At 71.1% G+C, this 20,124-nt stretch carries 17 protein-coding genes and 1 pseudogene; 11 read left to right on the forward strand and 7 right to left on the reverse strand.

Annotated features, from left to right (window positions below; translation table 11 throughout):
* Positions 1-159 precede the first annotated feature (159 nt).
* The 4 genes and pseudogenes from SNR22_RS05865 to SNR22_RS05880 all read right to left on the reverse strand — a co-directional run.
* Positions 160-753 (reverse strand): annotated as a pseudogene (locus SNR22_RS05865) (IS256 family transposase); the annotation flags it as partial.
* Between the two features lie 53 nt (positions 754-806).
* Positions 807-1,586 carry a DUF6114 domain-containing protein gene (locus SNR22_RS05870; RefSeq protein ID WP_320065432.1) on the reverse strand — a complete coding sequence of 260 codons (780 nt, stop codon included), beginning with the start codon at positions 1,584-1,586 and terminating at the stop codon, positions 807-809.
* A 1-nt stretch (position 1,587) separates the two neighbouring features.
* Positions 1,588-2,217, reverse strand: a complete 630-nt coding sequence (locus tag SNR22_RS05875; protein ID WP_320065433.1) for a DUF6230 family protein — start codon at positions 2,215-2,217, stop codon at positions 1,588-1,590.
* Positions 2,218-2,443: 226 nt separating this feature from the next.
* Positions 2,444-3,226, reverse strand: coding sequence for a TetR/AcrR family transcriptional regulator (locus tag SNR22_RS05880; RefSeq protein WP_320065434.1), 783 nt, complete (start codon positions 3,224-3,226; stop codon positions 2,444-2,446).
* 537 nt (positions 3,227-3,763) lie between these two features.
* On the opposite strand from SNR22_RS05880, the gene SNR22_RS05885 reads away from it, so the two are divergent.
* Positions 3,764-4,423 (forward strand): Tat pathway signal sequence domain protein, encoded by a 660-nt coding sequence (locus SNR22_RS05885; RefSeq protein WP_320065435.1) that lies wholly within the window; start codon positions 3,764-3,766, stop codon positions 4,421-4,423.
* A gap of 58 nt (positions 4,424-4,481) precedes the next feature.
* Here SNR22_RS05885 and SNR22_RS05890 read toward each other — a convergent pair whose 3' ends face one another.
* Positions 4,482-5,462, reverse strand: a complete 981-nt coding sequence (locus SNR22_RS05890; protein ID WP_320065436.1) for a hypothetical protein — start codon at positions 5,460-5,462, stop codon at positions 4,482-4,484.
* Positions 5,463-5,731: 269 nt separating this feature from the next.
* Between SNR22_RS05890 and SNR22_RS05895 the strand changes: the two genes are divergently transcribed.
* Positions 5,732-7,060 carry an aspartate aminotransferase family protein gene (locus tag SNR22_RS05895; protein ID WP_320065437.1) on the forward strand — a complete coding sequence of 443 codons (1,329 nt, stop codon included), beginning with the start codon at positions 5,732-5,734 and terminating at the stop codon, positions 7,058-7,060.
* Positions 7,061-7,080: 20 nt separating this feature from the next.
* The gene (locus tag SNR22_RS05900; RefSeq protein ID WP_320065641.1) at positions 7,081-8,565 is read left to right on the forward strand and encodes a CoA-acylating methylmalonate-semialdehyde dehydrogenase; all 1,485 of its coding nucleotides are present in this window, start codon (positions 7,081-7,083) and stop codon (positions 8,563-8,565) included.
* Here the strand turns inward: SNR22_RS05900 and SNR22_RS05905 are convergent.
* Positions 8,537-9,913: an acyltransferase gene (locus tag SNR22_RS05905; protein WP_320065438.1), complete on the reverse strand. Its 1,377-nt coding sequence runs from the start codon at positions 9,911-9,913 to the stop codon at positions 8,537-8,539. The genes SNR22_RS05900 and SNR22_RS05905 overlap by 29 nt on opposite strands.
* Positions 9,914-10,117: 204 nt before the next feature.
* On the opposite strand from SNR22_RS05905, the gene ngcE (SNR22_RS05910) reads away from it, so the two are divergent.
* The 3 genes from ngcE (SNR22_RS05910) to SNR22_RS05920 are packed head-to-tail and all read left to right on the forward strand — an operon-like array spanning position 10,118 to position 13,340.
* Positions 10,118-11,533: an N-acetylglucosamine/diacetylchitobiose ABC transporter substrate-binding protein gene (gene ngcE / locus SNR22_RS05910; protein WP_320065439.1), complete on the forward strand. Its 1,416-nt coding sequence runs from the start codon at positions 10,118-10,120 to the stop codon at positions 11,531-11,533.
* Entirely contained in the window at positions 11,530-12,438 is a 909-nt protein-coding gene (locus SNR22_RS05915) for a sugar ABC transporter permease (RefSeq protein WP_320065440.1), read from the forward strand. Before ngcE (SNR22_RS05910) ends, SNR22_RS05915 begins: the two co-directional genes overlap by 4 nt.
* Entirely contained in the window at positions 12,435-13,340 is a 906-nt protein-coding gene (locus SNR22_RS05920; protein WP_413775597.1) for a carbohydrate ABC transporter permease, read from the forward strand. The genes SNR22_RS05915 and SNR22_RS05920 overlap by 4 nt, the downstream gene beginning before the upstream one ends.
* Positions 13,341-13,766: 426 nt before the next feature.
* On the opposite strand, the gene SNR22_RS05925 is transcribed toward SNR22_RS05920, so the two are convergent.
* Positions 13,767-14,756: an N-acetylglucosamine kinase gene (locus tag SNR22_RS05925; protein ID WP_320065441.1), complete on the reverse strand. Its 990-nt coding sequence runs from the start codon at positions 14,754-14,756 to the stop codon at positions 13,767-13,769.
* A gap of 199 nt (positions 14,757-14,955) precedes the next feature.
* On the opposite strand from SNR22_RS05925, the gene SNR22_RS05930 reads away from it, so the two are divergent.
* The 5 genes from SNR22_RS05930 to SNR22_RS05950 are packed head-to-tail and all read left to right on the forward strand — an operon-like array spanning position 14,956 to position 19,962.
* Positions 14,956-15,909 (forward strand): MurR/RpiR family transcriptional regulator, encoded by a 954-nt coding sequence (locus SNR22_RS05930; protein WP_320065442.1) that lies wholly within the window; start codon positions 14,956-14,958, stop codon positions 15,907-15,909.
* The gene (locus SNR22_RS05935; RefSeq protein WP_320065443.1) at positions 15,906-16,655 is read left to right on the forward strand and encodes an SIS domain-containing protein; all 750 of its coding nucleotides are present in this window, start codon (positions 15,906-15,908) and stop codon (positions 16,653-16,655) included. The genes SNR22_RS05930 and SNR22_RS05935 overlap by 4 nt, the downstream gene beginning before the upstream one ends.
* 25 nt (positions 16,656-16,680) lie before the next feature.
* Positions 16,681-18,117 (forward strand): N-acetylglucosamine/diacetylchitobiose ABC transporter substrate-binding protein, encoded by a 1,437-nt coding sequence (gene ngcE, locus SNR22_RS05940; RefSeq protein ID WP_320065444.1) that lies wholly within the window; start codon positions 16,681-16,683, stop codon positions 18,115-18,117.
* A gap of 13 nt (positions 18,118-18,130) precedes the next feature.
* Positions 18,131-19,039: a sugar ABC transporter permease gene (locus SNR22_RS05945; RefSeq protein ID WP_320065445.1), complete on the forward strand. Its 909-nt coding sequence runs from the start codon at positions 18,131-18,133 to the stop codon at positions 19,037-19,039.
* Positions 19,040-19,041: 2 nt separating this feature from the next.
* Entirely contained in the window at positions 19,042-19,962 is a 921-nt protein-coding gene (locus tag SNR22_RS05950) for a carbohydrate ABC transporter permease (RefSeq protein WP_320065446.1), read from the forward strand.
* The last annotated feature ends 162 nt before the right edge of the window (positions 19,963-20,124 follow it).

Raw genomic sequence — 20,124 nt, forward strand, 5'->3', positions numbered from 1 at the left:
CGCTCGTCCGTGCATTTGACGTGCGATCCGTTTGGTTTTGGTGTTGAGGGGGTCACGTCCGCGCTGGTGGTGTAGGAGACGGCCATCGCGGGATCCGGTTTGATGTTGGGCGGCGATCGGGGTGGGTTCGGCCTGGTCGGTGGCGTGTTGGTGTGGTGGGACGATGACGAGTCGGGCTTTGGCGAGGATTTCCAGGCCCATGTAGCGGCGTCCTTCGATCCACTCATCGGTCTGTTCGGCTAGGACTGCGCCGACGAGGCGGATGATCGCGGGCCGGTTGGGGAAGATCCCGACGACGTCGGTGCGGTGGCGGATTTCCTTGTTCAACCGTTCCTGAGGATTGTTCGACCAGATCTGCCGCCAGATCTCACGCGGGAACCCGGTGAAGGCCAGCAGGTCGTCGCGGGCGTCGGCGAGGTGCTCGGCGGCGGCCGGGAACTTCGCCTCGATGGTGGTCACGACCCGCTGGAACTGGGCGTGGACGGCCTCGGTGTCGGGCTGGTCGAAGATCGTCCGCACGAGGGTCGCGATCCATGGCTGCGCTGATTTCGGGACCTTGGTGAGCAGGTTGCGCAGGTAGTGGGTGCGGCAGCGTTGCCAGGCGGCACCGGGCAGGGCGGCGCCGACCACGCTGACGAGACCGCGGTGGGCGTCGGAGATGACCAGTTGGACATCGGTCAGACCACGGGCGGTCAGGCTGCGTAGGAACGCCAGCCAGCCGGCGCCGTCCTCTTCGGAGGCGTCGACGAGGCCGCCGCCCGTCCCGTGCGCGGTTGCCGTGGCAGCGCCACGGGACGGGCGGCCGGCTACGTCTGGTCGGTCACCCGCCGGTGCCGCCTGTCCTCGCCGATGTCGGGCCTGGTGCCGGCGTATGACGTGGCACCGGGGTACGGCGTGGTGCCGGGCGCCGGCCGCGAGGAGCCCACCCATTCCGCCTGCGGGGCCGGGGCCGACTCCCGGAACGGGCTCTGCTCGGCGGTGATGTCGTTCCCCGACCCGGCGTTCGTACCGGGAATCGTGCCGGGTGCGGCGACCGTGCCGGGGGCCGAGTCGGCGTCCGTACCAGGGGCCGTGCCGGCGTCGGCACCGGCGGCCGAATCCGTCGTCGAAACCGTTTCCGTCCGGCGCGCAGGACGGGCTGACTTGACCGGGGTCCAGGCGAACGCCAGGCAGCCGCCCACCAGGGCGAGCAGCATCCCGACGAAGAACCCGCCCAGGTTCGAGGTCAGCCAGGAGACCAGGGCGAGCACCAGGGAGATCAGCGCATAGAAGACCCGCTGGGGCGGGTGGGCCACCAGCAGCACGCCGCAGAGCAGCAGGATGACCGGCACGAGGTAGCCGGCCAGCCCCTGCGGCCCGATGTGCAGGATCACCGGCAGCGGCGCGCGTAGGGTCACGAGCATCTCGGCGCCGCCGAGGACGACCAGGAACCCGCCCCAGAAGGGGCGGGTGCGCCGCCAGGCCCGAAACCGGCCTTTCGCCCGGCCACTGCGCGCCGTGCCGTTTCCGGCGGTGTGCACCCTGCCGTTTCCGGCGGTGTACACCGTGCCGTCCTCGGCGGTGCGCGCCGCGCCAGCGTCGGTCATCTCAGCACCCTTCGGAGGTGAACCGCATCCGCAGGTTCGGCAGGGTGAAGACCGCCGCCGTGGTTGCGTAGTTGTTCTGCCGAAGGTCGTTGATGACCACCGTGTCCGCCTGCTGGCCGAAGACACCCGGGTTGCCCCGGACGCCGGGAACCTTGTCCAGGGTGCTGGCGTCCTGACCGATGCTGATCTTCTTGAACGAGGCGTTGCCGGCGATTTCGTCCGAGTCCACGACCAGGGTGCGGGCACTCACCGGCTTTCCGTTGTTGCCGGCGGTGATCTTCATGTACATGCCGCCGAGGTTGATGCTCTGGCAGAGATTGGTCAGCTCGGCCTTGTCGATCGCCGAAACGATCACGATGACCTGGCCGCCCGTATCGCCCTGGTTGGGGCTGTCCTCGATCATCTCATCGAGGGTGGCGAACTGCTCGAACCCGGTTCCGTCGAGCTTGTCGGCGGTGACGACGAAGGGCATTCCGGAGATCGCGAACTGCGCGCCGAGCACCCCCTGGGCGGTCAGCAGCACCATTCCGGCGGCACCCACGCCGACGGCTGCCAGGCTGACTGCGAACCGCCGCCAGCGCACGCCGCTCTGGGGCGGGCCCGGCTCGATGGATACGGTGTCGTCCGACATGACGGCTCCTCTTCGAGATCGAGTTATCCCCGACAATGCGAGCGACGCCGCCGATCGCGGGGATGATCTGATTTGCCTGCACGTTGTGCGGTGAGGTCGGTGCACCGCGAAGTTACCGCCGAGTAAACGTCGGGTCAACTTCGATGCCCGGTGGATCCGGTCGATCTGCGAAATATTGCCAATGGTGAGAAACCGCGGCGGTTTCTGATCGAGATCGGCGGTTCGGTCAGGCGTTCCGCCGGGGCGGGCGTGCCGGGTCGGCCGCGCAGGGTGCGGTGACACCGGGCGTGGCGTCCGCGTCGGCGGCCCGGGCGGCCCGCCCGCCGGCGGCCGGGCCGAGGAACGGGGCCGTCATGGCGTACGTCAGGGCCGGCAGGAGTTGGGGCAGTTCCGCGGCGCGCCCCTGGGCGACCCGCTGCCGGACGGTGGTGTGGATACCACCGACCACCGCCGTCACCAGCAGTTCGCCGTCGGCTTCGGACAGCGGCGCGCGGGGGCGGGCCGGGCGGAAGAACCGGTGGAACTCCGCCAGCAGCAGATCGCGCTCACCCCGGGCGGCCGGACCCGCGGCGTCGATCTCCACGAGCGCCATCCGGGCGAAGCCGGGGACGCTGGCCAGCACCTCCAGCAGCGTCCGAAGGGCGGCCCGGGCGGCGTCGGTCCACTCCGGCCCCGCCTCGTGGTACGCGTCGTCCATCAGGCGCAGCAGAACGGCCGTGCCGTGCCGGTAGGTGGCCAGAAAGGCGTCCTCCTTGCCGGCGAAGAGGGCGTAGAAGGCGGGCCGGGTCACCCCGGCCGCCCGGCAGATGTCGGTGACCCGCGCGTTGTCGTACCCGCTGGCCGCCACCTCGTGGACGAGCCCGTCGAAGAGTCGGTCGCGTTGGGTCGCCGCGACCGCCTCGGCCGACAGGCGGCGCGGACCGCGTTTGATCGCCCGCTCAGGATCACGCCCGAGGCGGGCTCCCGGCAGTGGCGTCGTACCAGGCGCCGGGTGCGGTGCGACCGACATTTACATCGACCTTCCTGAATATTGACTTTGCGACTCTCGGGGGTTTATAACTTCATCACGTTCAGTTCCCGCTAGCTAACCCATGGTCATCTTTGCCGGATGGCCGCACCGGGCAGTGCCGAGGGAGGGCTCGATGGTCGTCATTATCGCTGACGGCAGGCGCGTCCCCAAGGGCGGAAAGACGCAGGTGGCGCGGCTGCGTCGCAGTGCGCCAGCCGGCCTCGGTCGCTGACCGGCCAGGGCCGTCGGACCGGCTTGCCGGGTTCCGTCGCATCGGCCCGCCGACCCCGTACCCGATCTCTACCCGTCGCCCACCCCGGGCGGCGTCGATCCCGTCGCCCGCTCCAGGCGGCGTTCACCCCGTCGCCCCACACCGGGCGGCGTTCACCCCGTCGTCGCCGTTCCCGGCGACGGGCCACCGGCCGCGGGCGTCTCCCGAGGCCGCCCGTCAGCGGTCGTCCGGCCGCGCCCGGTTCGTGCCGGGCGTGATGATCCGCCGGTCCGACCGTCATCCCACCACCCCCGGAAGGAACCACCATGATCAAGTACGGACGCGCCGCCGTCGGCCTCGCCGCCGTCGCGCTGCTCGGCTCCCTCGTCGCGGCGGCCCCCGCTGCCGCCGACCCGTCCCTCGCCAGCAACGTGCTCACCACCGGCAGTGCGGGCGGCACCGCGGTCGCGGTCGGGGACACCCTCCAGGCCAACCTGCAGGCCAGCAGCTTCGCCACCTTCTACTCGTCCGCCACCGGCACCAGCGGCGTGAAGTGCGCCGCGTCCGCCTTCACCGCGAAGGTGCTGACCAACCCGATCAAGCCGGGGACCGCCACCGAGAGCCTCACCGGGCAGACCTTCGGCACCTGCACCACCAACGTGATCGGCACGCTCGGGGTGAACAGCGTGGTCATCAACAACCTGCCGTACTCCGTCTCCGTCACCAGCGCCGGCGTGGTCACCCTCACCGGCTCGATCCAGAGCACCGTCTCCCTGCGCACCCTGCTCGGCAACATCACCTGCGTCTACAAGGCCAGCAGCATCACCGGGGCGGCGGCCAACGCCACCACCTCGATCGCCTTCACCAACCAGCCCTTCACCAAGTCCACCGGGCCGGGCACCTGCTTCGGGACGGCGTACTTCAGTGCGACGTACTCCCCGGTCAAGGACACCACCCAGGGGGGCGCGACCGTCTACGTGAACTGATCGCACACCCACGGCCGGCGTCCGACACCCCGTCGGGCGCCGGCCCGTGCCGTGCCGGTCAGCCGGCGGCGAGAACGGCGTGCAGGGCACGCATCGACCGGACCGTCGAGCGGATCTCCTGGAGGTGGCGGCCGGGGGTGAGCGTCGGCTCGGGCAGCCGGGCCAGGTCGGGCACCGCCGGGTCGACGCCGACGGTCTCGATTCCACATCCGTACGGCACGGCGAGGGTACGCAGCGCGTCGCAGTGCTGGAACGGCACGTAGATCGGCGCGGTGACCGTCAGCACCGGGTCACCGGGGGAGAGTCGCACGTGCTCGGCCCAGAACCGCTGGGTGTCGGCCGTGTGTGCCCTGCGGCGGTCCGGCTCGCTGGACGGGGCGGCGAGCACCCGCACCGGAGGTAGCCCTGCCGGCCAGTAGGTCCGCCAGGACCAGCAGTGGTGGGGGTGCCCGGCGTCCACCCCGTCGGACGCGGCCGGCTCGGCCACCCCGAACGCCAACCGGACCGCCGCGTCGAGGGCGTCGACCTCGGTGTCGCAGCCCGCGACGCCCGCCTCGGCCAGCATCCGCAGCTCGGCCTCCGACAGCGGCCGGAAGCTGCCCAGCACGGCCACCTCGCCGGCCACCTCTGTGCCGGAGCGCAGCAGGTGCGCGGCGTAGGCGACCCGCCGCAGGCAGGCGTGCGCCAGCCCGCCGAGCACGGCCAGGTGGGCGTACGCCGGGCGGTTCGGCGGGACGGGGCGGACCAGGCCGAGCGCGGCCGACACGGCGAGCACCAGCCGCGCGGTCCGGGGAGCGAGAGCCGGCTCCCGCGCCTCGGGACGTTCCCGGCCACCCCGGAAGTCCCAGTGCCCGGCGGAGAAGTCGTCCAGCCCGGTGAGCACCGTCGCGAGGTCACCGGCCGGCCAGGTCCCGCCGAAGTGCCCGACCAGCTCGCGCAGCGGCGCCGACGTCACCCAGGACCGCACGCCGTCGAGGATCTCCGTCGGGGTCGTGCCCGCCTCGCCGTTCGGCAGTGGCACGTCGGGGATGATCCGCACCCGGCGGATCGTACCGGCGATCGGGGGCCCGGTCGTGACGGCGGCGTGCGGTCGGCGTGCCGCCGGCCACCCGCTGCGGATCGAGTCGCCGAATCCACCACCGGCCACCGGAATCGCCAACGAAGTAGCCATCAGGCCCCGGAAATCGTGGCGACCGGTTGACGCCCTGTCAGGCGGTGACCGGGCGTGCACTACACAGTGGCAGTTGTCTCCGCCCTGCCGCGATGGGAGTGTGCGGGGACCGCCAACCGCCCTTGGAGGGTGCGACGATGACCGACGATCTGCTGGCCCGACACCGGGCTGTGCTGCCGTCCTGGATGCCGCTCTACTACGCCGAGCCGATCGAGTTGGTCTCCGGCTCCGGTCGCCGGGTCACCGACGCACGGGGCCGCAGTTACCTGGACTTCTTCGGTGGCGTGCTGACCAACATGATCGGCTACGACATCCCGGAGATCCGCGAGGCCGTCGAGCGGCAGCTCCGCACGGGCATCGTGCACAGCTCCACCCTCTACCTGATCCGCCAGCAGGTCGAGCTGGCCGAGAAGATCGCCCGGCTCTCCGGCATCCCGGACGCCCGGGTCTTCTTCACCAACTCCGGCACCGAGGCCAACGAGGCCGCCCTGCTGGCCGCCACGAACCACCGCCGTTCGCACCAGATCCTCGCCGTGCGTAACAGCTACCACGGCCGGTCGTACGCGACGATGGGCGTCACCGGCAACCGGGGCTGGTCGGCCAGCGCGCTCAACCCGCTCCAGGTGGCGTGGCTGCACTCCGGCGAGCGGCTGCGCGGCCTGCTGGCCCGGCTCGACCCCGCCGACCGGGTCGCCGCGGCGGTGGAAGATCTGCGCGAGGTCCTCGCCACCCAAACCACCGGGGACGTCGCCTGCCTGATCGCCGAGCCGATTCAGGGGGTCGGTGGCTTCGTGCACGGCCCGGACGGCCTCCTCGCCGCCTGGAAGGAGGTGCTCGACTCCCACGGCATCCTGCTGGTCTGCGACGAGGTGCAGACCGGGTGGGGGCGCACCGGCGAGCACTTCTGGGGGTACGAGGCGCACGGCGTCACCCCGGACCTGATCACCTTCGCCAAGGGCATCGGCAACGGCTACGCGCTGGCCGGGGTGGTCGGTCGCGCCGACGTCATGGAGTCGGTGCCGGCGATCAGCTTCTCCACCTTCGGCGGCAACCCGGTCTCCACGGCCGCCGGCAACGCCGTCCTGGACTATCTGCTCGACCATGACCTCCAGGCCAACGCGGCCCGTACCGGCGCGATCCTCGCCGACGGCCTGCGCGCCGCCGTGGCCAGCCTCGACCACGTCGCCGAGGTGCGCGGGAAGGGCCTCATGCTCGGCGTCGAGTTCGTCCGGCCGGGCACCACCGAGCCCGACCCGACGCTGACCGCGCGGGTCTTCGAGGCGTGCCGGGCCGGGGGCCTGCTCGTCGGCAAGGGCGGGCTGTACGGCAACGTGCTGCGGATGGGCCCGCCGCTGACCCTCACCGAGGACGAGGCCCGCGAGGGCCTGGCCATCCTGGTCGACGCGATCCATACCGCGACCGGCACCGCGACCGCGACGACCGCCACGGCGAGGGTGACGGCGTGACCGCACCGGCAGGCGGGCCGTTGATCGGCCACTTCGTCGACGGCAGGCGGGTCGACGGCACGTCCACCCGGCGCGGGGACGTCTTCGACCCGGCCACCGGCCGGCGTACCGCGCAGGTGGCGCTGGCCTGCGCCGCGGACGTGGCGGTCGCGGTGCGGGCTGCCGGCCACGCCGCGCGGACCTGGCGGGACGCCTCCCTGGCCCGGCGGACGGCCGTGCTGTTCGCCTTCCGTGAGCTGGTCGCCGCCCGCCGGGACCGGCTCGCCGAGGTGATCACCGCCGAGCACGGCAAGGTGCTCGCCGACGCCGCCGGCGAGGTGCAGCGCGGCCTGGAGGTCATCGAGTACGCCTGCGGCATCTCCTCGGCCCTGCGCGGCGGGTTCAGCGAGAACGTCTCGACCGAGGTCGACTCGTACAGCCTGCGCCAGCCGCTCGGGGTGGTGGCGGTGATCTCCCCGTTCAACTTCCCGGTGATGGTGCCGCTGTGGTTCGTCCCGGTCGCGGTGGCCTGCGGCAACGCGGTGGTGCTCAAGCCGTCCGAAAAAGATCCCGGGGCGGCGCTGCTGCTGGCCGAGTGGTTCGCCGAGGCCGGCCTGCCCGACGGGGTGCTCAACGTGGTGCAGGGCGACGCCGAGGCGGTCGACGCGCTGCTCGACCACCCCGACGTGCGGGCGGTGTCCTTCGTGGGCTCCACCCCTGTCGCCCGGTACGTGCACCAGCGCGGCACCGCCGCCGGCAAGCGGGTGCAGGCCCTCGGCGGGGCGAAGAACCACATGGTGGTGCTCCCCGACGCCGACCTGGACCTGGCCGCTGACGCGGCGGTCAGCGCCGGGTTCGGCTCGGCGGGGGAGCGGTGCATGGCGATCTCCGCGCTGGTCGCGGTCGAGCCGGTCGCCGACGCCCTGGTGGCACGGATCGCCGAGCGGATGGCCCGACTGCGCACCGGTGACGGGCGGCGCGGCTGCGACATGGGCCCCCTGGTGACCGCCGCGCACGCGGCGAGGGTGCGCTCCTACGTCGAGGCCGGGGTGGCCGCCGGGGCGGTCCCCGTGGTCGACGGGCGGGACGTCACCCCGGACGGGGACCCCGACGGGTTCTGGCTCGGCCCGACGCTGTTCGACCGGGTCACCCCCGACATGTCGATCTACACCGACGAGATCTTCGGCCCGGTGCTCGGCGTCGTCCGGGTCAGGTCGTACGACGAGGCGGTTGACCTGGTCAACGCCAACCCGTACGGCAACGGCACGGCGATCTTCACCAACGACGGTGGCGCGGCCCGGCGCTACCAGCACGAGGTGGAGGTCGGCATGGTCGGCATCAACGTGCCGATCCCGGTGCCGATGGCGTACTACTCGTTCGGCGGCTGGAAAGCTTCCCTCTTCGGCGACCTGCACGCCCACGGCGCAGACGGGGTGGCCTTCTTCACCCGGGGCAAGGTGGTCACCAGCCGGTGGCTGGATCCCCGCCACGGCGGGGTCAACCTCGGCTTCCCCACCCAGACCTGAGTAGTCGCAGCAGCCCCGCCCCGGCCAGGTACGCCACCAGCGCCGGGGCGGGTAGCCCCACCGGCTCGGGCGTGGCCTCCGGGGTGATGCTGTTGACCAGCAGGCCCGCCGTCACGGCGACGTACCCGGCGGCCACCGGCGTCATCCGGGCCGGGCGGCCAGTCGCCCCGCCCTCGGCCGGGGGGTGCCGGCCGGACCGTGCCTCGATCGGCCCGAAGACGGCGATCAGCCCGCCCAGCACCACGGCGAGCAGCAGCAGCCACGGCACCCGCCAGGCGAACCACGCCGCCGTCCCGACCGCCGGGGTGGGCAGCAGGCCGACCGCGTCCAACAGCCCGATCAGCAGCAGGGCGGCGGTGAGGTGCCAGAGGAACACGGTCAGCACCACGGAGTTGACCGCGATCACCGCCCGCCACGGGCCGGGCCGGCGCAGCCACCGCTCCGCCGGGTTCCGAAGCAGCAGGATCAGCCCGAGCTGGGCGGTGGCCAGGGCGAGCAGCGCCAGGCTCGGCGGGCTGGTGTTGTCCGGCCGCTGGCCGGGCACGTGCAGCATGGTCACCGGGTACGGCCCGAGCGTGGTGAGCAGCAGCAGCGCCCCGAACCCGCCGACCAGCAGGGCCACCGCGGCCCGCCGAGAGGTCGGCAGGGGGTGCCGGGCGCGGCCCGCTTGCCGGCCCTCGGCGGGGCGGGTGCCCGCATACGCGTCGTACCAGGCGAAGCCGATCTGGTGCACGGCGAGCCAGCCGGCCAGGTAACTGCCGGTGGCCAGCGCCGTCGGGCCGGTCAGTCGCCCCAGGTCGCCGAGGGCGACCAGGCCCACCAGCGCCACCGGCACGGCCAGCCCGAAGCGGCGGTGCAGCGCGTGCGTCAGTGGGGTGAGGGCCACCGCGGCCAGGTAGGGGATGAGGAACCACAGCGGGATGGTGGCGGACCAGACCACCTGGCGGAGCTGGGCTGCCTCGATGCCCCACAGGCTGGCTCCCGCCGCGCCGATGGCCAGGACCACCAGCAGGGCGGTGGTCGGTGCCACCAGCCGGGCGCTGCGGTCGAGCAGCCAGCCGGAGGCGTCGCCGCCCCGGGCCCGGCGCGCGGTCAGCGAGGCGGCGTTGGCGAACCCGCCGACCAGGAAGAACACCGGAAGCACCTGGGCGACCCAGGTCAGCGGGTATGCCCACGGCAGGTCGCCGAGCGCCGAGTGGCCGGTCGGTCGGCCGGTGGCGTCGCGGCCGACGACCGTGACGCTCCAGTGACCGATGACGACCATGACGATCGCGACCGCGCGGAGCAGGTCGACGTAGCGCTCGCGCCCGGCCGGCGTGTGGTCGGCGAGCTGCCGGAGCCGGCGCATGGGCCCAGGCTATGCCAGGGCGGCGTGGCCGGTGGTGATAACGGTTCGGCGGACAGGCTTGAAGTCGACGCCCTCCTGTCGTAGAAATTCTTCAGCAGCATCTGCTTAGTTGAAGACAACCAACAGATACCCCCACCGCACGCCTCGTCCGGAAGCCGCCACCCCCTTGATCGGCGGCCACCCGTAACGACCCGAGGAGAGACCATGAACAGGCGCGACATCCTTCGGCGCAGCGCCGCCGCCGGCCTGCTTGCCACCCCCGCCGCCGGTTTGCTCGCCGGCTGCGCCTCCTCCGGCGGCGACGACTCCGCCGACGCGAAGGCATACAAGGGCACCAAGTCCGCGCAGAACCCGCTCGGGGTCGCCGAGGACGCCCCGCTCGAGGTGGTGATCTTCAACGGCGGTTTCGGCGAGGACTACGCCAAGGCCCACGAGGCGATGTACACCGCGAAGCACCCGAAGGCCAAGATCAAGCACTCGGCCACCACGGAGATCAGCAAGACCCTCCAGCCGCGCTTCGTCGACGGCACCCCGCCGGACGTGGTGAACAACTCCGGCGCCGGCCAGATCGACTTCAACGGCCTGGTCTCCCAGAACGCCCTGGCCGACCTGGGCGAGCTGCTGGCCGCCCCGAGCCTCGACATCCCCGGCAAGACCGTCAAGGACACCCTGCTGCCGGGCGCGGTCGAGGTCGGCTCGTACGACGGCCGGTTCCTGGTGATGAACTACACCTACACCGTCTACGGCATCTGGCACTCCACCAAGCTCTTCGCCGACCGGGGCTGGGAGTACGCGAAGACCTGGGACGAGCACATCGCCCTGTGCAAGAAGATCAAGGCCGCGGGCATCGCCCCCTGGACGTACGCCGGCAAGCACCCCCGCTACATGAGCTGGCCGGTGATCTCCACCGCGATCAAGTTCGGCGGCCCCTCGGTCGCCACCGCGATCGACAACCTGGAGCCGAACGCCTGGAAGTCCGACGGGATGAAGGCCGCGGCCGACGCCTGGCACCAGATCGTCAAGGACAAGTTCATCCTCGACGGCACGCCCGGCCTGGACCACGTCCAGTCGCAGACCGCGTGGTGCCAGGGCAAGGCCGCGTTCATCTCCTGTGGCTCCTGGCTGGAGAGCGAGCAGAAGGCGGTCACCCCGGCCGGGTTCAACATGACCGTGGCGCCGACGCCCAGCCTGGGCAGCGGCGACAAGCTGCCGTTCGAGGCGGTCCGGGGCACCGCCGGCGAGCCGTTCATGGTGCCGGCCAAGGCGAAGAACGTCGCCGGCGGCCTGGAGTACTTCCGCACGATGCTGTCGAAGCAGGGTGCCCAGGACTTCACGAAGAAGGTCTCCAGCCTGACCGTGGTCGCCGGGGCCACCGAGGGCGTCGAGCTGCCGTACGGGCTGACCACCGTGGTCAAGGCCCTGGAGGCGTCCGGCGGCAACGGGTTCAACTGGGTCTACAACAACTACTACCGCAAGCTGGAGCGCAACCTAGTCGACGCCGCGTGCGGCGAGTTCTTCAGCGGGCGGATCGGCCCGGCGGAGTTCCTCGACCAGTGCCAGAAGGGCGCCGACTCGATCGCCGCCGACACCTCGATCAAGAAGTACAAGCGGTCGGCGTGAAGCACGGCCGCTACCCCCTGATCGTCACCTTCCTGGTGCCGCCCCTGCTGCTCTATGTCGTCTTCGTCGTGTCGCCGTACCTGCAGGCGTTCCAGATCTCCACCACCGACTGGCTCGGCTACTCGGCCGAGTCCAACTCGGTGGGCCTGGCCAACTTCAAGGCACTGTGGCACGACGACTACGTGTGGAACGCGCTGAAGAACAACGCGATCCTGCTCGCCCTGGTGCCCGTGTTCACCATCGCGTTCGGGTTGTTCTTCGCCACCATGCTCAGCATGGGCGGGCGCCGGGGCCGGGCCGGGGTCACCGGGGTGCGCGGCGGCGCGTTCTACCGCACCGTCTACTTCTTCCCGCAGGTGCTCTCGGTGGTGATCATCGCGGCGCTGTGGAAGGAGGCCTACCACCCCACGAGCGGCCTGATCAACGGCATCCTGGGGACGGTGGGGGTGTCCGGGCCGGCCTGGCTGGGTGACCCGGGCACCGCCTTCTGGGCCGTGCTGGCGGTGATGGTGTGGTCCAGCGTCGGGTTCTACGTGGTGCTCTTCGGCGCCGCCATGTCGGCGATCCCGAAGGAGATATACGAGGCGGTGCTGCTCGACGGGGCGTCCCGGTGGGCCACCCTGCGCCGGATCACCATCCCGCTGCTCTGGGACACCGTGCAGGTCGCCTGGATCTACCTGGCCGTCGCAGCCCTGGACGGGTTCATCCTGGTGCAGCTCATGACCAACGGCGGCCCCAACTTCTCCTCGGACGTGATCGGGGTGCGGATGTACGACACGGCGTTCGGCAGCGAGACCAAGTTCGGCTACGCGTCGGCGATCGGCGTGGTGATGTTCTTCCTGACCCTGTCGGTGGCCGTCCTGGCGCTACGGGTCAGCCGGCGGGAACGGATCGAGCTGTCATGACCGCTCTGGACAGGCCCGTCGACGTGGTTGTCGACGGTGACCGGGAGACCCGGGAACCCCGGCCGGTGCGCCGCGAACGGGGAGTCGTGAATTTCCTCTCGCACGGCTTCCTGCTGTTCTGGGGCGCGCTGACCGTGCTGCCGCTGCTGTGGATGTTCATCAGCTCGTTCAAGAGCAACGCCGAGATCATCGCCGACCCGTGGGGCCTGCCCGGCGCGCTGCGGTTCGACAACTGGTCCCGGGCCTGGACCGGGGCGCACATCGGCCAGTACTTCCTCAACAGCGCCGTGGTGGTCACCGGCTCGGTGGCCCTCACCATGCTGATGGGGGCCACCGCCGCGTACGTCTTCGCCCGGTACGAGTTCCGAGGCAGCCAGTTCGCCTACTACCTGTTCGTCGGTGGGCTGATGTTCCCGGTCTTCCTGGCCCTGGTGCCGCTGTTCTTCGTGGTCCGCAGCGCCGGGCTGTTCGGCACCTGGACCGGGCTGGTGCTGGTCTACGCGGCGTACTCGTTGCCGTTCACGGTCTTCTTCCTCACCGCGTTCTTCCGCACCCTGCCCACCTCGGTCGCGGAGGCGGCGCTGGTCGACGGGTGCGGCCACTTCCGGCTGTTCTTCCGGGTGATGCTGCCGATGGCCCGGCCGGGACTGATCAGCGTCGCCATCTTCAACTTCCTCAGCCACTGGAACCAGTTCCTGCTGCCGCAGGTGCTGCTCCAGGGTGACGAGTCGAAGTGGATGCTCGCCCAGGGCCTGGCCGCCCTGTCGATCAGCCAGGGGTACGCCGGCGACTACGCCCAGCTCTTCGCCGGCCTCACCATCGCGGTGATCCCGGTGCTCGTGGTGTACCTGATCTTCCAGCGTCAGGTGCAGTCCGGGCTCACCGCCGGCCAGCTCAAGTAGTTCACCGGTAGCCGCTACGAGCGGTTTTGGCGCGGCGGCCGCACCCACCGCGCGGCGGGCCGGCCCGGCTGACATGGTGCCGGCCGACCCGCCGCGCGGTCTGCTTACCCGGACTGCCGTCGCTGCCAGCCGGTTCGGGGGCCGTCCGGGTCCAGTTCGGCGCAGACCAGCTCATCGAGGCTGGCCCGGACCCCGGCGGCCATCAGGTCGTGAGCAGAACCCGGTCGAATGGGATACGTCGGCCACCTGGGGGACGTCCAGAGGGTGCCGTTCAGGCCGGCGCCCCCGCGTACGGATGGAAACGGGTGGTGAATCTGATGACGAAGCTCTTTCAGTAATTCCGGATTGAATCGCTCCGGCTGCTCGGGAAAAACGGGGGAGCAGCCGGAGCGCCGGCGGGCGTGGAGTCGTGCTCGACCGGCGCTGTCATGTCGTCGGCGGCACCAGCAGCGGATGAAGGGCCGCCGGGTCGGTGACCTCGGGCAGGTCCCGGGCGGCGAGCCAGGCCGCCGCCGCGGCCCCGTCGCCGGCGGTGCGCAGTGGCGCGTCCGGCCATCGCCGGCCCAGCTCCGCCCGAACCGCGATGGCCAGCGGGGTGTCGCCGGTGAGGAGGCCGCCGCCGAGGACCACCGGGTCGACAGCGCCGGGCGGACGGATCCGTCCGGCGCTTTCCGTCAACTGCCAGGCGGCCTCGTCGAGCAGCCCGGTGGCGACCGGGTCGCCCGCGACGGCGGCGGCCACCACCAGCGGCGCGAGCCGGGCCAGTTCCACCGGCGGGCGGCGGGTTACGGCCTGGACCAAACTGTCCACGGTTTCCCGGGGGCGGGCGGCCACCCGGTCGGAGCCGACCAGTTCGGTGAGCACCCGGGCGCCCAGCGGCCCTGGTGCCCGCGCGGAGTCCAGGTCGGCCAGCAGCCGCCGGACCGCCTCCCGGCCCAACCAGAAGCCCGAGCCCGCGTCGCCGAGCAGCCAGCCGTGTCCGTCGGCCACGCGATCCAGCCGCAGGTCACGGACCTGCGCGGCGATCGCGCCGGTGCCGGCGATGAGCACCGTGCCGTCCGGGCTGGCGGTGCCCGAGGCGTACGCCACCAGGGCGTCGCCGAGTACGGTGCAGGGGCAGCGCAGCCCGGCGTCCCGCCAGGCCCGGTCGAAGGCGGCCTTCCCGGCCGGGTCGGCGAGCAGCCGCCCCGCCCCGGCAAGCCCGATCGTGCCGGCCCGCACCCGGGTCGGGTCCACTCCCAGCAGCGCCCCGCGTAGGGCGGTCAGCAGTTCCCCGGCGGCCCGCTCGGCGCCGTGGCTGGTCGGGTTGCCCCCGCCGGCCCGCCCGGTGCCGAGGCGTTCCCCGGTCAGGGTGAGGGCGAGCGCCCGGGTCGACGTACCCCCGACGTCGAGACCGACCACGACGGTGTCGGACATGCGCTGGGCCTCCCTGTAGCTGTGCCAGCCGGCGGGTTCATGCTGGTCGACCCGGGTGCGCGAGGCAAGAGGTCGGGCCCCGCCCGCGGTCGTGGCTCAGGTAACAGTTTGAAAACTTCGCCCACGGTCTTGACACGGGGGGGTCTTTAGTAAGAAATTTTACCACTAACAGTTAACACTCTTTCCGAAAGGCCATCGCATGGATCACGAGGTAGACGTCCCCACGGGGACCGTCGTGGTCGATGCAGCCGTTGCCGACCGGCGAAGCGGGCGTCCCGCCGACGGCGTGTTGCTCCGGGTCCGGGCCGGCGCGGAGGAGCTGACGGGGGCGCTGCGCCGGGTCGCCGAGCACGTGCTCAGCGACCCCGAGGCTGCGGCCCGGGCGACCATCGTAGAGCTGGCGGAGCGCAGCGGCACCTCCCCGGCCACCATCACCCGGTTCTGTCGGGCGATGGGCTTCGAGGGGTACGCGGACCTGCGCCTCGGCATCGCCGCCGAGACCGGCCGGGCCCGCTCCGCGGGCTGGACCGTCGACATCGGCAGGGAGATCCAGCCCGGCGACCCCCTGGAGCGGGTGCTCGGCCAGATCATGGCCGCCGACACCCGGGCCATGCACGACACCGCGGCGCTGCTCGACCTCGCCGAGGTGGAGCGGGCGGCGGTGGCCATCGCCGGCGCCAGCCGGGTCAACATCTTCGGCGCCTCCGGCAGCGCCCTGGTCGGCGCGGAGATGCAGTTCAGCCTGCACCGCATCGGGGTGGCCGCCTGGGCGTGGAGCGACGTGCACGAGGGGCTGGCCAGCGCCGCGCTGCTGGGCCCCGGCGACGTGGCGCTGGGCGTCTCGCACACCGGGCAGACCCGGGAGACCATCGAGATGCTCGCCGAGGGGGGCAGCCGGGGCGCGGCCACCATCGCCCTCACCGGCTTCCCCCGCTCGCCGCTGGCCGAGCTGGCCGACATCGTGCTGCTCACCGCCAGTCAGGCCACCACCTTCCGCCCGGACGCGCTCTCCGCCCGGCACCCGCAGCTCGTCGTGCTCGACCTGCTCTACATCGCCGTGGCGCAGCGCACCCACGACCGCGCCCACGCGGCCTTCCGGCGCACCGCCCAGGCCGTTGACGGGCACAAGGCCGCGAAGAGGACCACCGCATGATCAGCGCCCAGGGGTACGCCGACGCCGTCCGACCGGTCCTCGACCGGCTCGTCGACTCCCAGGCCCCGGCGGTGGGCCGGGCCGCCGACCTGATCGCCGCCGGCCTGCGCGCCGGCGGGGTGCTCCAGACGTTCGGGGCCGGGCACTCCGAGGCATTCGCCGCCGAGCTGGTCGCCCGGGCCGGCGGGCTGGTCCCCACCAACCGGATCACCCTGCACGACCTGGTGCTGCACGGCGACGCACCCCGCGACGTGCTCGCCGACCCGAAGCTGGAACGCGACCCGGCCGTCGCCCACCAGCTCTACGCCCTGGCCGCCCCGCAGCCGGCCGACGTCTTCCTGATCGCCTCCCAGTCCGGCATCAACGGCTCGGTGGTCGAGCTGGCTACGCTGGTCACCGGCAACGGCCATCCGCTGATCGCGGTCACCTCCGTCGAGCACACCACGCGGGTCGCCCCCCGGCACCCGTCGGGGCACCGGCTCGCCGACCTCGCCGACGTCGTGCTGGACAACGGCGCGCCGTACGGCGACGCACTGCTGCCGCTCTCCGGCGGCGGCGCGGTCTGTGCGGTCTCCTCGGTCACCGCGGCGCTGCTGGCGCAGCTGCTGACCGCCGAGGTCGTACGACGGTTCCACCAGGCCGGAGAGGTTCCCCCTGTCTACCTCTCCGCCAACGTCCCCGGTGGGGACGAGCACAACCTCGCCCTCGAGTCGCGGTACGCCGGGCGTCTCCGACGTACCGCCTGATTCGACACCATAAGGAGTGACAAAGATGTCGGTTACCCCCGAGCACCCGGCCGACCTGAGCCGGCGGACCCTGCTGCGCCGCGCCGCCGCCGTGGGGCTGCTCGCCACCCCGGCCGTCGGCCTGCTCAGCGCCTGCGCGACCAGCGAGCCCGACAAGGAGAACAGCAAGGCCGAGACTGGCACCAAGAGCGCCACCAACCCGTTCGGCGTCAAGGACGACGCCCTGCTGGAGGTGGTCATCTTCAACGGCGGTTACGGCGAGAAGTACGCCACCGAGGTGCACGAGCCGCTCTACAAGAAGGCGTTCCCCAAGGCGGAGGTCAAGCACCAGGCGACCCAGGCGGTCTCCACGGTGCTGCAGCCCCGGTTCGCCTCCGGCAACCCGCCGGAGTTCGTCAACAACTCGGGCGAGAAGCTGATCGACTTCGGCTCGCTGGTCGCCGACGGCCAGCTCCAGGACCTCACCGAGCTGTGGGACGCCCCGTCGGTCGACGACCCGAGCAAGAAGGTCCGCGACACCGTGGTCCCCGGCACCGTCGAGGCCGGCTCGTTCAACGGCAAGCCGTACGTCCTCTACTACGTCTCCACCGTCTTCGGCATCTGGTACTCGGGCAAGCTGTTCAAGGACAACGGCTGGGCCCCGGCGAAGGACTGGACCGAGTTCACCGCCCTGCTCGACAAGATCAAGGCCAAGGGCATCACCCCGTACGGCTACGCGGGCGCGAACGCCGCGTACTACCAGTGGAACGTGATCCTCACCCACGCCGCGAAGATCGGCGGCGCGGACGTGCTGAAGAACATCGACAACCTGGAGGACGGCGCCTGGCAGCAGGACGCCGTGAAGCAGGCCGCCGCGGCATGGGCCGAGGTCGGCGCCAAGTACGTGGACAAGAGCTTCGAGGGGCTCAAGCACACCGACATCCAGCTCCGGCACAACCAGTACAAGGTCGCCTTCTACCCCAGCGGCGACTGGCTGGAGGGTGAGCAGAAGAAGGACACCCCGGCCGGCTTCGAGTACCAGCTCATGCCGGTGCCGAGCCTGTCGGCGTCCGACAAGCTGCCGGGCACGGCCCTGCGCGCCACCGCCGGTGAGGGCTACTTCGTCTCGGCCAAGAGCAAGAACCCGCGCGGCGGCATGGAGTACATGCGCCAGATGCTCTCCACGGCCGGCGCGAAGGGCTTCACCGAGGTGGTCAAGGCCCCGACGGTGGTCACCGCCGGCTCCGATGGATACGCCTTCCCGCCCGGCGTGGCCAGCTCGCAGACCGCGCTCAAGGCGGCCGGCCAGGACGTGTTCAACATCTACTTCGACGGTTGGTACAAGGAGCTCGACACCGAGGCGCGCACCGCCACCAACGAGCTGATGTTCGGTCGGATCAAGGCGGACGCCTTCGTGGAGCGGGTGCAGAAGCGCGCCGACGCCATCAAGAAGGACAGCTCCGTCACCAAGTTCAAGCGCTGATCGGAGCGGGGTTATGCGGCACGGCAAGTATCCGTTCGTGATCGGGTTCCTTTTCGCCCCGGTCACGCTGTACGTCGTCTTCGTCATCGCGCCGTACGCCCAGGCGTTCCAGATTTCGATGACCAACTGGCGGGGCCTGTCCGCCCCACAGTGGGTGGGCTTCGACAACTACCGCAGGCTGCTGGAGGACGGCAGCTTCTGGAAGGCGGTCCAGCACCACGGCGTACTGCTGCTTGCCCTGCCGCTGATCACGATCGCCATCGCGCTGTTCTTCTCCTTCCAGCTCAACGTGGGCGGTAGAAGCGTCGGCGGCCAGCGTCAGGGGGTCTGGGGGTCGAAGTTCTACCGGGTGGTGTTCTTCTTCCCCCAGGTCCTGGCCGTGGCGATCATCGCGGTGCTGTTCCAGATGGTCTACCGGCCCAACGAGTCCGGGCTGATCAACGGCGTGCTCATGGAGTTCGGCTTCGACCCGGTGCTGTTCCTGGTCAAGCCGAACCTGGCGCTCTGGTCGATCATCGCGGTGCTGGTCTGGCAGGCCGTCGGCTTCTACGTGGTGCTCTTCTCGGCCGGGATGGCCTCCATCCCCGGCGAGATCTACGAGGCCGCCGAGGTGGACGGGGCGACCCGGGTCACGCTCTTCTTCCGGGTCACTCTGCCGCTGCTCTGGGACACCCTCCAGGTGGCCTGGGTCTACCTCGGCATCGCCGCGTTCGATGCCTTCGCCATCGTCGCGGTGCTCTCGGTGGACAGCGGCGGCCCCGACGGCGCCACCACGGTGCTGGCGAACGAGATCTACCGCAACGCGTTCGTCTACTCGAAGTACGGCTACGCCTCGGCGATGGGCGTGGCGCTGTTCTTCTTCACCCTCACCTTCGCGGCGCTGACGCTGCGGCTGACCAAGCGGGAAAGCGTGGAGTACTGACAATGAAGACCACGTTGCCGTCGGCGCCGGCGGTGCCGACGCCCCCTGTCGGGAAGTCCACCGCGACCGGATCGGCCGCGAAGGCCCGTCGTTCGGAGGTGCGATTCCTCTCCGGCCTCGGCCACATCGCGCTCGCCGTCTGGGCGGTGATCGTCATCGTGCCGATCCTCTGGACGTTCCTCGCGGCGTTCAAGAACACCGGCGAGATCTTCAGCAGCCCCTGGACCCTCCCGGCCGAGCTGCGCTGGGAGAACTTCGGCCGGGCGTGGACCAAGGCGCACGTCGGCCGGTACTTCGTCAACAGCGTCATCGTGGTCGGGTGCAGCACCTTCGGCACCATGCTGCTCGGCTCGATGGCCGCGTACGTGCTGGCCCGCTACAAGTTCTGGGGCAACCGGGCGGTGTACTACCTGTTCGTCTCCGGGCTGGCGTTCCCGGTCTTCCTGGCCCTGGTGCCGCTCTTCTTCGTGGTGAAGAACCTGGGCCTGCTGGACACCCACACCGGGGTGATCCTGGTCTACACCGCGTACTCGCTGCCGTTCACCGTGTTCTTCCTCGCGGCGTTCTTCCGGACGCTGCCGAACTCGGTGGCCGAGGCCGGGATGATTGACGGCTGCTCGCACACCCGGCTGTTCTTCCAGGTGATGCTGCCGATGGCCAAGCCCGGCCTGATCAGCGTCGCGATCTTCAACATCATCGGCCAGTGGGCGCAGTACCAGTTGCCGTTGGTTCTGCTCTCCAACGCCAAGGACAAGTGGGTGCTTACCCAGGGCATCGCCGACATCTCGGTCAACGCGGGGTACGAGGCTGACTGGTCCGGCCTCTTCGCCGCCCTGACCATCGCCATCCTGCCGATGATCATCGTCTACGCCATCTTCCAACGCCAGATCCAGTCCGGCCTAACGGCCGGCGCAGGCAAATAACCCCCCACCCCACCCCGCCCCACCTCCTGCGGGCGCAGATTCACGGAGAGAGTGGCCATTCCGTCGCGAATGGCCACTCTTTCCGTGAAAGTGGGGCCGGCCAGCGGGCCGGCGGTGTCGGGTTTCGGGTGTCGGGGCGGCGTGGGGTGTCATAGGGGTGAG

The sequence above is a fragment of the Micromonospora sp. RTGN7 genome, from assembly GCF_033804645.1.
In the GTDB taxonomy this organism is placed as follows: Bacteria; Actinomycetota; Actinomycetes; order Mycobacteriales; family Micromonosporaceae; genus Micromonospora.